This window comes from Acinetobacter sp. 25-47-122 (assembly GCF_056779695.1).
In genome coordinates, this window is the sequence record NZ_JBWYIJ010000001.1 from 180,816 (window position 1) to 194,512 (window position 13,697).

Consider the following 13,697-nt stretch of genomic DNA (forward strand, 5'->3'; position numbering starts at 1 on the left):
TTAGAAAAAAATAAAAATATTAGTCTTTTCTAAAGCAACTTTTCAATTTGATTATCCCTGCTTTCAGCTTAACACCAAACCACCAAAATGTTGATTTAATGTACAGATTGAATAATATTCATGCTAAAAATTTTGTTCAAATCCTACCATGAACTTCACTTCAAACTGATTTTATTGACACATACCATTCATAAATTAGCTAAATACAACTATAAACCATTGAGATAATATAAGGTGCATTTAGATAAATTCTATTAAAATTCATAATTATTAGACTAAAGCCTAAAATTATAGATTTAAATACATGCAACTTGGATCATAAAACCGATATCTTAACATTTTAAAAAGATATTTGCAGATGCAAAACGTTTTCATTTATCCCTAAAGTGCATATTTTTTTATGATTGGGGCAAATCTAACCACTTCAACCAAAATATCTCGAAAACTAAATTTAACATCAAGTTTTGATTAAAAAAAAAGCACACCTAAGTGTGCTTTTTTTTGGAACAGCATTATCCAGCTTGATCTAACAACATGCTACGAATGTGACCAATCGCTTTTGTTGGATTTAGACCTTTAGGGCATACTGATACACAGTTCATGATACCTTTACAACGGAATAAACTGAAAGGATCGTCTAAACGAGCCAAACGGTCTTGAGTAGCAGTATCACGCGAATCAATAATGAAACGATATGCATTCAACAATGCTGAAGGACCCAAGAATTTATCAGGGTTCCACCAGAATGATGGGCAAGACGTTGAACAACATGCACAAAGAATACATTCATACAAACCATCAAGATGCTCACGCTCTTCTGGAGATTGTAAACGCTCTTTAGGTGGTGCAGGTTGATTATTAATCAAGAACGGTTGAATTTTGTCGTACTGATCATAGAACTGATTCATGTCTACAACCAAGTCTTTGATTACTGGAAGACCTGGTAATGGACGAATAGTAATTACTTCTGGCAAATCGTTTAGGTTCCAAAGACACGCTAAACCATTTTTACCATTGATGTTTACACCATCTGAACCACAAATACCTTCACGACATGAACGACGGAACGTTAAAGTTTCGTCTTGAACTTTCAATGCAAGTAGCGCATCAAGCAACATACGGTGCTTATCAGTCAACTCAAGCTTGAATGTTTGCATGTACGGTGCTTTATCCTTATCAGGATCGTAGCGGTAGATATTAAATGTACGAGTACCTCTACTCATCTTACTTCTCCCAATTAGAATGTACGTGGTTTAGGTGGAATAGCATCAACTGATAAAGGCTTGTAACGTACTGGCTTGTACTCAAGACGGTTATCAGCAGAGAACCATAAAGTATGCTTCATCCACTCATCATCACGACGGCCGTAAGGATATGCTGGATGATCTGGAGATTCTTCAAAATCTACAACAGTATGCGCACCACGACATTCTTTACGTGCAGCAGCTGAGATTAAGGTTGCTTTTGCAACTTCGTATAAGTTTTCCACTTCAAGTGCTTCAATACGCGCAGTATTAAATACTTTTGATTTGTCTTTTAAGTGGATATTACGGATACGAGGCTCAAGTGCAAGAATCTCTTTCACACCTTTTTCAAGAAGTTCAGTTGTACGGAATACACCTGCATGATCTTGAACGATATCGCGAATTGCATCAGCAACTTCTTGCGCATTCTCACCAGAAGTTGACTCATCTAAGCGACGGATACGCTCGACAGTTTGCTGAAGCACAGTTGTTGGAAGCGGCGCATATTCATCACCGTGATGCTTAGTCACATAGTCAATGATATGTTCGCCAGCAGCTTTACCAAATACAACTAAGTCAAGCAATGAGTTTGTACCTAAACGGTTAGCACCATGTACAGACACACATGAACATTCGCCAATCGCATAGAAACCTTTCACTGGTTTAGTGAAATTGCGATCCGCAGCATTGGTAGAATAAGTATCGCTGTCTTTGTCGTAATGTGCTTCTAGCGGAGTAGTTTCACGCGATTCAGGAACAACAACTTGACCATGAATGTTAGTTGGAATACCACCCATTTGGTAATGGATTGTTGGTACAACAGGAATTGGCTCTTTTGTGATGTCAACGTTCGCGAACTTCTTACCAATCTCAAATACAGATGGAAGACGTTTCATGATCGTATCAGCACCCAAGTGCGTCATATCAAGAAGGATATAATCACCTTTAGGACCACAACCACGGCCTTCTTTGATCTCTTGGTCCATAGAACGTGATACGAAGTCACGTGGTGCCAAGTCTTTCAAAGTTGGAGCATAACGCTCCATGAACGGTTCGCCGTCTTTGTTACGAAGGATTGCACCTTCACCACGACAACCTTCAGTTAACAATACGCCTGCGCCTGCAACGCCCGTTGGGTGGAATTGCCAGAATTCCATATCTTGTAATGGAATACCTGCACGAGCAGCCATACCAAGACCGTCACCAGTGTTGATATATGCGTTTGTAGATGCGCGGTAAACACGACCAGCACCACCCGTTGCGAACAATGTTGCTTTCGCTTGGAATACTGCAATTTTACCTGTTTCTTGGTCAATTGCTGTAACACCAAGTACATCACCTGCTTCATTACGGATCAAATCAAGCGCGATCCATTCTACGAAGAATTGTGTACCCATTTTCACGTTGCTTTGATAAAGCGTGTGAAGAAGTGCGTGACCTGTACGGTCGGCAGCAGCACAAGCACGAGGAACAGCTTTTTCACCATAGTTCGCAGAGTGACCACCGAATGGACGTTGGTAAATTGTGCCGTCAGCGTTACGATCAAATGGCATACCTAGATGTTCAAGTTCATATACAACTTGTGGCGCTTCACGAGTCATAAACTCAATTGCGTCTTGGTCACCTAACCAGTCAGAACCTTTTACTGTGTCATAGAAATGGTAGTGCCAGTTATCTTCTTGCATGTTACCAAGAGAAGCACCAATACCACCCTGTGCAGCTACAGTGTGAGAACGCGTTGGGAATACTTTAGTCAATACCGCAACTTTCAAACCAGCTTGAGCAAGTTGGTAAGAAGCACGCATACCAGAACCACCACCACCAACGATGACAGCATCGAAAGTTTCGTGTGGAATATTTGTATAATCTTCTTTAGGGTTTATAGCGCCCATGATTGTTTCCTATCAATTCGCCCAAAAAATCTGGATTGCCCAGATCGCATATGCAAATACAGCAATAATAACTGCTGAAGTCAGTACAAGGCGTAAACCTGATGCTGATGGACCCATTTGACGAGTCGTCACATAGTCAGTGAATACTTGCCACATACCAATCCATGCGTGTGCAACAAGAGATAAGACTGCCAATAAAGATAAAATCTTCATCGGTAATGTCATCATAAAGCCGTACCACTGTTCGAAGTTGAAACCACCATTACAAAGGATCCAACCAAACACCACAACAGTATAAACAGCTAAAACTACAGCACTTACACGCTGGATAAACCAATCGCGAGAACCTGAACCCGTTAAACCAGTAGCACTTTTCATTAGAGTACGATCCATACAAATGATGCAACGATACCAATTGCAGATAAAATTAATGCGATTGTTGCTGCTACACGACCACTTTGTAACTCTTCAGCGATACCCATATCAGCAAGCAAATGCTTGATACCTGCGATGAAGTGGTAGATTAAGCCAGCGACAAATACCCATACGATGAAGCGCACGATAAAGCTATCAAAAATAGCTTGAACTTGTGCAAAGCCCTCAGGAGAAGACAATGATTTGTCTAAGATCCATAAAAGAACTGGTACGAGTAAAAATACGATGACACCTGAAAGACGGTGTAAAATAGATGCAATAGCCACAGGGGATTTTAAGTTTACGTCTAAAACTTGACCCATGGACAAATTGACAGGTCTGTTGCTTTTCACAGCGGGCATCCTGTAGTTAAAAACTCCATCCGGAGTTTGTTGGAATTAATTCGAAGGAAAGCTGGCATTTGTTAGACAAATAAATTGTCTAAACCTTTATACGACACGGAATTATAAAACGTGCAATTTCAAATTACAAACCTACGAAGCAGGCGTCAACCATAAAATATTTTTAAATAAGAATCATTTACATCTACTTTCTTACAGTTAAGTCATCTCTCCATTTAAATACAAACACTAAGCCATTAATATTTATATCAATTTATTTTAATTTAGTGTTACTGAACTCAAATGTTCGATTTGTCTTAATTAGACTAAAGCACAACTCACTACAAAAATATATTTTTTTAAGAAATATAATATTTATTTTATTTTTCAAAAACTTAAAGAAAATTAAATCTCAAATAATTTGTACTTTTAAAACTAATTAGAAAAATGAATATTGCTCACATGGTCATTGTTTTTTTATCTAATTGAATTGAGTAATTTCAAATGTAAAAAAGGATAAAAATCATATGCACTTATAAATTAATTACAAAATAAACTTCATTTTCTAATGTTGAGCTCACCACTTAAAATGTAATGAAACATTATAAATTAGACACTTTTTAATCAATTAGTAAATAAAGTGAAAAAAAATATTTCATTGTCATTATTGGTCTATTTATTCAGTCTATCATCTTAAAAAAACAGACAAATTCTATAAACAATCGCTTTTAACAACCTTCAACATATTGATAAAAGGTATTAATAATCAAGCATTACTTGGTTTAAATCATCAAAATATGCACGTTTTTGTCTTTTTTTTTATGCCACTACCGTTGAAATTGTCTTATTATACGGCGGCGCTAGTGAAAAGCAGATAAATTCCTACTGATTAACTGAGTTTAGAACCAGTCACTTTAGGTCGTCATTTTTATCCATAAGTATAATTGACAATTTTTGACTACTCACTAAGCTTAGAGCAAATTTTGAAACCGTCTAACTCACGGATTACAACAGATTATTTCGGGTTAGATAAAACATTCACCAGGACAGGAGATCTATTGAATGTCTGAAGCAACTGGCAAAAAAGCCGTATTACAGCTTGATGGCAAAGAAATTGAATTACCAATTTACAGCGGCACATTGGGCCCAGATGTAATCGACGTTAAAGATGTATTGGCCGCAGGTCACTTCACTTTTGATCCTGGTTTTATGGCTACAGCGTCTTGCGAGTCTAAAATCACATTTATCGATGGTAATAAAGGTGTTCTATTACACCGTGGTTATCCAATCGACCAACTAGCTACTAAAGCTGATTATTTAGAAACTTGCTACTTATTATTAAATGGTGAGCTTCCTACAGCTGAGCAAAAAGAAGAGTTTGACGCTAAAGTTCGTAACCACACTATGGTTCACGATCAAGTTAGCCGCTTCTATAACGGTTTCCGCCGTGATGCACACCCTATGGCTATTATGGTTGGTGTTGTTGGTGCGTTATCAGCGTTCTATCACAACAACCTTGATATCGAAAATGTTGATCACCGTGAAATTACTGCGATCCGTTTGATTGCTAAAATTCCTACTCTTGCTGCGTGGAGCTACAAGTATACTGTTGGTCAACCATTCGTTTACCCACGTAATGACTTAAGCTATGCAGAAAACTTCTTGTACATGATGTTTGCTACTCCAGCAGATCGTGATTACAAAGTTAACCCTATTCTTGCAAAAGCAATGGATCGTATCTTCACGCTTCATGCTGACCATGAACAAAATGCTTCTACGTCTACAGTACGTTTAGCTGGTTCTACTGGTGCTAATCCGTATGCATGTATCGCTGCTGGTATCTCTGCACTTTGGGGCCCTGCTCACGGTGGTGCAAACGAAGCTGTTCTTAAGATGCTTGATGAAATCGGCTCTGTAGAAAACGTTGCTGGCTTCATGGAAAAAGTGAAGACTAAAGAAGTTAAACTTATGGGCTTCGGTCACCGTGTTTATAAAAACTTCGATCCACGTGCTAAAGTAATGAAAGAAACTTGTGATGAAGTTCTTGGTGCTTTAGGTATCAATGATCCACAGTTAGCTTTAGCAATGGAATTGGAGCGTATCGCACTTTCTGATGAATACTTCATCAAGCGTAACCTTTATCCAAACGTTGACTTCTATTCAGGTATCATCCTTAAAGCGATTGGTATCCCAACAGAAATGTTCACTGTAATCTTCGCACTTGCACGTACTGTTGGTTGGATCAGCCACTGGTTAGAAATGCACAGCGGCCCATACAAGATTGGACGTCCTCGTCAACTTTACACTGGCGAAGTTCAACGCGATATCGTTCGTTAATTCGAACTGCGTCGACAGTCAAAAAACCACCCTTTGGGTGGTTTTTTATTATCTGATTAACAACAAAATATTGTTTTCAGCCCTAATGAAATAGAAACCTCGTATATCTAGAATATCTACAAACAAAAAAAAAGCCTGATTAAATCAGGCTTTTTTGATCAGTGTTGTGAATAATGATCCAAGTTTAATGAGCTTAACTGCTGTTTTAATTTTGCAAGAGACCATGGCCATGCTGCAAAGTTACGACCATTTTCATCCAAATAGTAACTCTTACAGCCCCCTGCATTAAATACAGTAGTTTTAAGATGCTTTTGAACCAATTGATTATGTCGCTTAACAACGTCGTCTTTAATCACAAGCTTGTTAATGTTTTGCTTTTTGATCTTTAGTAGACCATCAAGAATATAATCCAATTGAGCTTCAGCAATACCAATAAATGAGTCATAAACCAGAATATTTGGTCCTAACACCAAAAATGCATTTGGTACATTGGTAATACTTGCACCTAAATAAGCTTCTGGTGAACTATTTTTCCAACGATCCGCTAAGAGCTTCCCATCCATATCATAAATGCGCTTACCAATTGGCGGATGCGATACCTCAAAACCCGTACCCCAAATGATGACATCCACTTCATGACGCTCACCATTGGCCGCAACAACCGTATTCCCATCAATCTCAACCAATCCCTCATTGATTAGTTTCACATTATCTTGTTGCAATGCTGGATAGTAATTGTTGGCAAATAAAAGACGTTTACAGCCAATATCAAAATTTGGTGTGACTTTTTTTCTTAATTCATCATCTTGAATTTGCAACTTCAATAATTGTTTGCTTAAGAAATTCACAGGCTTCAGCACTTTCGGATTACGCAAACCAAAGTTAATGCCATTTAAAATTTGGGCAATACTGCTCCGCCAAGTGGATTGAATCACGGGAAATTTCTGGATCAGTGATTTCGCTTGATCATTCAAATTCATATCAGCTTTTGGCAACACCCAAGGTGCTGTACGCTGAAACACAAAGAGTTCTTTCGCTAATGGCTGAACCTGAGGAATAAATTGAATCGCTGAAGCACCTGTACCAATAACAGCAATACGTTTACCTTTCAGATCGTACTCATGATTCCATCTTGCAGAGTGAAACATTACCCCCTTGAAACTTTCTATGCCCTTAATTTTTGGAAATGATGGCTCAGTAATCGGTCCCGTTGTAAAGATTACCGTTTTTGCTAGATACTTTCCTTGAGAAGTTTCTAACGACCACTGCGCCTTCTCGTTATCCCAACGTGCTGTTTTTAATTCATGATTAAATTGGATTTTTTCAGTCAGTTGATGCTTCTCAACCACTTCCTCAAGATAACTTAAGATTTCTGGCTGCTTGGCAAACAAATGACTCCATTTGTGACTTGGCGAAAAGGAAAAAGAATATAAGGCTGAAGGAACATCACATCCACATCCTGGATAATTATTATCGCGCCATGTACCACCAACTCGGTTCGCTTTTTCCAGCACAATGTAGTCGCGATATCCTGCCTGATTCATTTTATATGCCGCAGCGATACCGGAAATACCTGCACCAACAACAACCGTGTCATACACCTTTTTTGATTGTTCGACTTTAAGTTCTTTATCTGCGTTATTTTTTTTCTTTACTTTTACTTCTGCTTTTTCAGATTGATCAGCAGTTTGAATTTTTAAATCTGCATTGCTCTCTAATTCGTTATCGAGTGTCATTCTTTTATCTCTCTATTATTTTACAAAACGCTTAAACCATGGATAACCTACACCTAACATTTTGGTATATAAGGTCGGTGAAGCACGCTTCATCAACCAAAATAATTTCGCGTCTGGTTGTGGAATCGTATAAAGAATACCTTTATCTAAATTGTTTAAGGTTTTTTGTGCAACTTGATCGCTTGTGACAAATGCATGATTCTGCAATAAATCATCCGCTAAACCCGAGTAATTGGAAGGTAATCGCCCATTCTTCATAATATTAGTAGGTACTAAAGTTGGGCAAAGCACATTCACACGGATATTATCTTGATGTAGTTCTGCAGATAACGTTTCAGATAATGCAAGTACACTAGATTTCGTCACGTTATAAGCTGTCATTTCAGGTGCAGCTGTAAATCCTGCTGCTGAAGCAACATTAATAATTGCCCCATAACCTTGTTGTTTAAACTTCGGTACAAAAAAGTGGCAACCATGAATCACGCCCCATAAGTTGACATGCATACACCATTGCCAATCTTCTAGTGTCATCTCATCAAACTTACCACCTAACCCCACGCCAGCATTATTAATAACAAGTGTCACAGGATGATTAAAAAGGTTTTCTGCTTGATTCGCCAGTCGCTCAACATCTTCCTTTTTTCCCACATCGCAGGATTCAGGAAATGCTTTTTGCCCTGTGGTCTGAGAAATCAGCTGAACAGTTTCTTCAGCTGCAGCTAAATTAATATCAGCACACACCACTTGACCACCACGTTTTGCAATTTCCAATGCAAAACTGCGTCCAATACCACTTCCCGCACCCGTTACCACAGCATAAGCCTGATGGCTCGGTTTAATTTTCTTCTTAAAAAAAAGCATGAACTATCCTTATTCTTATACCTTTAAAGCTGGCATGAATTCCTTCGTAAAGTATGGTGTCAAAATACCATCCACTGGATTTAATAAACGTTCTTTGTAGTACTCTAAGAATGCTGATGTGTCATGATCATTCGGATGGAAGTCTGGTTTGAGATATTCGAAAATATGTTTGAGCGAACTGCCATAAACACCATCTTTTAGCCCAAAAATCAGACCTATACTTCGATACATATCTTTGTAGTAACTTAAACTGATTAGATTTGATGGCTTACGATAAAATGGCACAATTAAGGATGCAGCAGAAATCAGCACTAAAATCGTAATAAGCGCTGGGAAAAAGCCTGCTATTCTTAAAGCATAGTTACTCGAAAGAAGTTGGAACACATCATATGCAATATCTTTATGCTCTGATTCCTCAAGCATATGCCACATCCAAATTGCGCGTTGTTTCTCATCTTGAGATTCGAAGAAAATATGCTCATGATTCATCATGTATTCAGCAAGCACTGCGGTAAAATGCTCAATCCCAGCCATAAGCGATAATTTCATTGGCTGAGGCAACCGATTAAAACCATATTCAAAAACGTGATGCGCCAGAAATCTAAACAATTTGACAGGCAAATCTGCCTTTAAAAAAGCGTCATTTAATTCTTCATGAAGTTTAGAATGTAAAGCTTCTTGCCCAATCAGTGCTGTCACTCTTTGCTTAAGTAATGGATCTTGAATAAAGTCACGATGATAACGTGCTGTATCAATAACGAGATCCTCACCATAGGTTAAAAAAATTGAAAGTGACGCAAAGTAAGCACTTGCTAATTCCGCATTCAAATAAAATTTTGGATCAATCTTTTGATGATCAAAATCAAATTTCATATGACGAATTGGAATAGCTTTTGATTGATTCTCAGGATCAAATTTAGAACCGTTTAGAAATTTAGAAATTTTTTTTAGTGGCTGAGTTAATAACATGGCGAACCTTCTCTTTTATCTCAGTGAATAAATTCAAATAATGTGAATTCTTCGACGTTTCTAAAAAATTAAGATAAAAAGACGAAATAGCCATTTGCATAATAAATCTTTAGAGATGGCATAATTGCTCATTCATCAAGATTGTCTAACAAAATTATTAAGTTTTAATCAGTAAATACCATTTCATTATCATTAAAGGTCAACACCATTTTTAACAAGTAATGATTCCAAATAGTGATATTTTGAATGTCACATAAACTTTAAGTAGATTAAGAAATAAGTATGATGTTGTGGATGCCACTTATTTTAAAATGGATAAAATTTGACGCTTTTAGATGTAGATCACTCACCCAAGGTGAAATCACGTTGAGCCAAAGTGTCTTTGGTGATCTTATAGATTATGACAGGGTGAAAATCATGAATCATCCGTTTCTACCGTGGCAACCCTCAGCGGTATTTATGGCACCAAAGGGCTATTTGCATATTCGTAACAAACATTTCAAAACTGACTATTCGAAAGAAAATAAAATCTATCAAGGAATTTTCATTCACGAGATGACTCATATTTTACAACACCAACAAGGACAAAATGTTTTGCTCAAAGGCGCTTTTCTGCAAAGTGCGTATTTTATTTCCTTCAAAAAGTATAATCCTTATGCCTATAAATTTGACCCAAAAAAAAATTTCAATGACTACAACATTGAACAACAAGGCGATATAGCTAGAGATATATTTTTGAAAAAGATTCCGAATATTATTTTGAATCAATAAAAATTGTAAAATTAAAAGAATATTTTTTATTCAAGCTATTGATTTGTGAATCAGAAACACCATATCAGCTTTGACATCTGATTTACTGTGTCGCAAATCCATTACGATTTAATTTTTTATGTACAAACAATGGCAAAAGCTAGTATCTACTTTTATTTTAGATAGAATACATATGAATCGTAGTTTTTGCTGTGCAAAAAATAAGATCTTTTATCATGTTTGAATGATGTAAATTTGAGCCATTTGGCAGTTATGTAATATCACATACACACAGCTGAATAATTACTCCAATAAAATCAGCACGTGCTGTATATAAACCTATAGGATAGGACTTGGTTTAAATGAATAGTTTTAAAGTTTCTCTTGCTCAATTCTCTCCATTTGTCGGCAATTTAGAAGCCAATGTTCAACGAATGATTGAACTCGCTAACGAAGCCAAACAGCAAAATGCCAATATCATTGTGTTTCCTGAACTTTCGACCATTGGTTATCCTGCAGAGGATCTTCTACTTCGTCCAAGCCTAAGCAAACGTACAGCATCAGCTTTCGAAAAACTGGCTGAAGTGAAAGACATTGTGATGGTATTTGGTTTTGTTAATCAAGCTGATTCGGGTGCACGCTATAACTCTGCAGCCGTTATGAAAGATGGGCAAGTATTAGGTATTTATAACAAGCAAAATTTACCAAATTATAGTGTTTTTGATGAAAAGAGATATTTCGCTGAGGGTCATCAACACCTTGTATTTGAGTATTTAGGACATAAATTCGGTGTATTAATTTGCGAAGATGTCTGGACACTTGAGAGTGTTCAACAACTTGCTAAACTGAATGTTAAAACTGTTCTTGTGTTAAATGCCTCACCATACGAAGTTGGAAAGCCTCAACACCGTGTTGTTACGCTTAAAGAGTTAGCTAAACAATTGAATCTCAATCTTGTTTATGTCAACCAAGTAGGCGGGCAAGATGATCTCATTTTCGACGGAACAAGTTTCGTTGTGAATGCAAATGGTGAAGTTGTACTTGAAGCACCAAGCTTTAAAGAAGACCTTTTTCATGTTGAATATGAAGCAGAGCTTAAATCTTTTAAAGCCGCTACCAAAGCACCTGCATTAGATACGATTGCAGAAATTTACCAAGCTTTGGTTTTGGCAACACGAGATTATGTACAACGCTCAGGTTTCCCTGGTGTCATTCTTGGTCTCTCTGGTGGTATCGACTCAGCACTCACCCTTGCAATCGCTGTCGATGCTATTGGAGCAGATAAAGTTCAAGCTGTTATGATGCCTTACACATATACCTCTCAAATTAGTGTTGAAGACGCGACTGAGCAGGCAAAACGTATGGGAGTCACTTTTGGTATTGCGGAAATTCACCCAATCGTCAACAGCTTTATGCAGACATTACACCCATTCTTCGGCAATTCTCCTGCTGATGCAACTGAGGAAAATTTACAAGCTCGCGCACGCGGCACCTTATTAATGGGTCTGTCGAATAAATTTGGTAATCTTGTTTTATCTACAGGTAACAAATCTGAATTATCTGTTGGTTACTGCACACTGTACGGTGATATGGTCGGTGGTTTTGCTGTACTTAAAGATGTTTATAAAACGATTGTATTTGAGTTAGCAAAATACCGTAATAGTTTGGAAGATACGCCTGTAATCCCTGAACGTGTTATTACTCGCCCACCTTCTGCTGAATTGCGCCCTGATCAAAAAGATCAAGACTCTTTACCACCTTACGATGTTCTTGATGCAATTTTATATGCATATATTGAAGAAGATCAGAGTCTTGAAGATATTATTTCTAAAGGTTTTGATCGAGATATCGTGACTAAGGTCATTGGATTGGTTGATCGCAACGAATATAAGCGCCGTCAGGGTGCAATTGGTCCACGTATATCCTCTCGTGCGTTTAGCCGCGAACGCCGCTATCCAATCGTAAATGGATGGAAAGCAGGTGTCTAACTCGACACAACTCAATCAATTTGCTCAAGCACTTATGCTTGAGCAAATTCGGTTTACGCAACAGTATTTATTAAATGCTGAATCTAATGCTGTACTAGACACGTTTGTTTCACAGGCTTATGCTCAGTTCAATCGAATCAAACTAAAAGACATTGTAAATCTTGAACAACTTCATGCTGTTGTTTCAAAATATGCTTTTGAATTAAATCTTGGACCTGATTTACTAGAGTTTATTGGCGCAGTTGCACAACGTATTTACCTTCATTTAAAGGATTCAAATGCTTTAATCGGAGATTTAATTTCTGACCATGATTTTGGGCTATGGCTAAATAAAATTCTTGAATTAGATCAAGTACGTTATGGTTTAAAACAACAAATTTTAAGTAATGAGAAGGCACATGCAGTAAGTCTTCAATTAGCAAATCAAATTTTAGAAAAATATACACCTTGGCTGGATAGGCTTCGAAAAAATAAAGTTCAAAATAATACGGTCAAATCAAAGATTTTTAATTTTCTCCAAGATCAGCAACAAACATTAGAGTTAAAACTAGAATCCCAACTTGCAAATGCAATATTGGTTCAATTAGGCGAAATTATCACACTGCCTCAAAATGAACTTTATGAAATCATTCAACATATTTGGTCAGATCTCCAATTTCAAAAAATTTCAGCTCAGCTTGAGCAGATTGAAGCCATTGATGTCGAAGATTTTTTTATTCTGGTCTATGAAACCTGGAGAAATTTACGCCAATCCGCTGAGATTCAGTCCATCATTTTAGAAGTGGTTGATGAGTTCTATGAATATTTTGGTGATTACAGTTTACAAGCTTTACTTACGGCTGTTGGACTAACTCAAGAAGATTTAGTGATCGAAGCCCATCGTTTTGCACCTCAACTTATCACCATGTTAAATGATTTTGGCATTCTAGAACAATTAATTCAAAGTTTGATTCAGCCTTTTTATCAAGCACAATCTACACTTGACCTTATCTCAGGACATTTTGAGAAATAAAAAAAAGACCATGCGGTGAGCATGGTCTATAAAAATGGTGGCTATGACGGGACTTGAACCTGTGACCCCCGCATTATGAGTGCGGTGCTCTAACCAACTGAGCTACATAGCCGTAAACTGTGTGCGCATTATCTTAAGTTATCGTTGTATCGT

Annotated in this window: 11 protein-coding genes and 1 tRNA gene; 4 read left to right on the forward strand and 8 right to left on the reverse strand. The window is 37.4% G+C overall.

All coding sequences use genetic code 11. The annotated features are described in order from the left end of the window. Positions 1-512 precede the first annotated feature (512 nt). The 4 genes from AC1M9P_RS00785 to sdhC are packed head-to-tail and all read right to left on the reverse strand — an operon-like array spanning position 513 to position 3,912. The gene (locus tag AC1M9P_RS00785; RefSeq protein ID WP_035268507.1) at positions 513-1,223 is read right to left on the reverse strand and encodes a succinate dehydrogenase iron-sulfur subunit; all 711 of its coding nucleotides are present in this window, start codon (positions 1,221-1,223) and stop codon (positions 513-515) included. A gap of 14 nt (positions 1,224-1,237) precedes the next feature. Next, positions 1,238-3,136: a succinate dehydrogenase flavoprotein subunit gene (sdhA, locus tag AC1M9P_RS00790; RefSeq protein ID WP_035268510.1), complete on the reverse strand. Its 1,899-nt coding sequence runs from the start codon at positions 3,134-3,136 to the stop codon at positions 1,238-1,240. Positions 3,137-3,148: 12 nt separating this feature from the next. After that, positions 3,149-3,514 (reverse strand): succinate dehydrogenase, hydrophobic membrane anchor protein, encoded by a 366-nt coding sequence (gene sdhD / locus AC1M9P_RS00795; RefSeq protein ID WP_035268511.1) that lies wholly within the window; start codon positions 3,512-3,514, stop codon positions 3,149-3,151. Beyond that, entirely contained in the window at positions 3,514-3,912 is a 399-nt protein-coding gene (sdhC, locus tag AC1M9P_RS00800; protein WP_179997761.1) for a succinate dehydrogenase, cytochrome b556 subunit, read from the reverse strand. The genes sdhD and sdhC overlap by 1 nt, the downstream gene beginning before the upstream one ends. 1,041 nt (positions 3,913-4,953) lie before the next feature. Here sdhC and gltA point away from each other — a divergent pair. Next, complete coding sequence (gene gltA, locus AC1M9P_RS00805; protein WP_035269948.1) at positions 4,954-6,228, forward strand: citrate synthase; 1,275 nt, start codon at positions 4,954-4,956, stop codon at positions 6,226-6,228. Between the two features lie 158 nt (positions 6,229-6,386). Here the strand turns inward: gltA and AC1M9P_RS00810 are convergent, their stop codons facing one another. The 3 genes from AC1M9P_RS00810 to AC1M9P_RS00820 are packed head-to-tail and all read right to left on the reverse strand — an operon-like array spanning position 6,387 to position 9,794. Next, the gene (locus AC1M9P_RS00810) at positions 6,387-7,964 is read right to left on the reverse strand and encodes a flavin-containing monooxygenase (protein ID WP_481586476.1); all 1,578 of its coding nucleotides are present in this window, start codon (positions 7,962-7,964) and stop codon (positions 6,387-6,389) included. Between the two features lie 15 nt (positions 7,965-7,979). Then, positions 7,980-8,825, reverse strand: coding sequence for an SDR family NAD(P)-dependent oxidoreductase (locus AC1M9P_RS00815; protein WP_481586477.1), 846 nt, complete (start codon positions 8,823-8,825; stop codon positions 7,980-7,982). Positions 8,826-8,840: 15 nt separating this feature from the next. After that, on the reverse strand, positions 8,841-9,794 hold the full coding sequence (locus AC1M9P_RS00820; RefSeq protein ID WP_179997758.1) for a metal-dependent hydrolase: 954 nt from the start codon (positions 9,792-9,794) through the stop codon (positions 8,841-8,843). Positions 9,795-10,076: 282 nt separating this feature from the next. Between AC1M9P_RS00820 and AC1M9P_RS00825 the strand changes: the two genes are divergently transcribed. The 3 genes from AC1M9P_RS00825 to AC1M9P_RS00835 all read left to right on the forward strand — a co-directional run bounded on the left by AC1M9P_RS00825 (position 10,077) and on the right by AC1M9P_RS00835 (position 13,544). Then, a complete protein-coding gene (locus AC1M9P_RS00825; protein WP_092766833.1) occupies positions 10,077-10,565 on the forward strand; it encodes a hypothetical protein in 489 nt (162 codons plus the stop codon). 341 nt (positions 10,566-10,906) lie between these two features. Next, positions 10,907-12,532, forward strand: coding sequence for an NAD+ synthase (locus AC1M9P_RS00830; protein ID WP_481586478.1), 1,626 nt, complete (start codon positions 10,907-10,909; stop codon positions 12,530-12,532). Beyond that, entirely contained in the window at positions 12,525-13,544 is a 1,020-nt protein-coding gene (locus AC1M9P_RS00835; protein ID WP_481586479.1) for a hypothetical protein, read from the forward strand. Before AC1M9P_RS00830 ends, AC1M9P_RS00835 begins: the two co-directional genes overlap by 8 nt. Before the next feature lie 35 nt (positions 13,545-13,579). Here AC1M9P_RS00835 and AC1M9P_RS00840 read toward each other — a convergent pair. After that, positions 13,580-13,656 (reverse strand) — tRNA-Met (locus AC1M9P_RS00840). Positions 13,657-13,697 lie beyond the last annotated feature (41 nt).

Coding starts and splice junctions, on each gene's coding strand:
- AC1M9P_RS00785 (WP_035268507.1), bottom strand. CDS start 1,223: ATGAGTAGAGGTACTCGTACATTTAATATCTACCGCTACGATCCTGAT.
- sdhA (WP_035268510.1), bottom strand. CDS start 3,136: ATGGGCGCTATAAACCCTAAAGAAGATTATACAAATATTCCACACGAA.
- sdhD (WP_035268511.1), bottom strand. CDS start 3,514: ATGAAAAGTGCTACTGGTTTAACGGGTTCAGGTTCTCGCGATTGGTTT.
- sdhC (WP_179997761.1), bottom strand. CDS start 3,912: ATGCCCGCTGTGAAAAGCAACAGACCTGTCAATTTGTCCATGGGTCAA.
- gltA (WP_035269948.1), top strand. CDS start 4,954: ATGTCTGAAGCAACTGGCAAAAAAGCCGTATTACAGCTTGATGGCAAA.
- AC1M9P_RS00810 (WP_481586476.1), bottom strand. CDS start 7,964: ATGACACTCGATAACGAATTAGAGAGCAATGCAGATTTAAAAATTCAA.
- AC1M9P_RS00815 (WP_481586477.1), bottom strand. CDS start 8,825: ATGCTTTTTTTTAAGAAGAAAATTAAACCGAGCCATCAGGCTTATGCT.
- AC1M9P_RS00820 (WP_179997758.1), bottom strand. CDS start 9,794: ATGTTATTAACTCAGCCACTAAAAAAAATTTCTAAATTTCTAAACGGT.
- AC1M9P_RS00825 (WP_092766833.1), top strand. CDS start 10,077: ATGATGTTGTGGATGCCACTTATTTTAAAATGGATAAAATTTGACGCT.
- AC1M9P_RS00830 (WP_481586478.1), top strand. CDS start 10,907: ATGAATAGTTTTAAAGTTTCTCTTGCTCAATTCTCTCCATTTGTCGGC.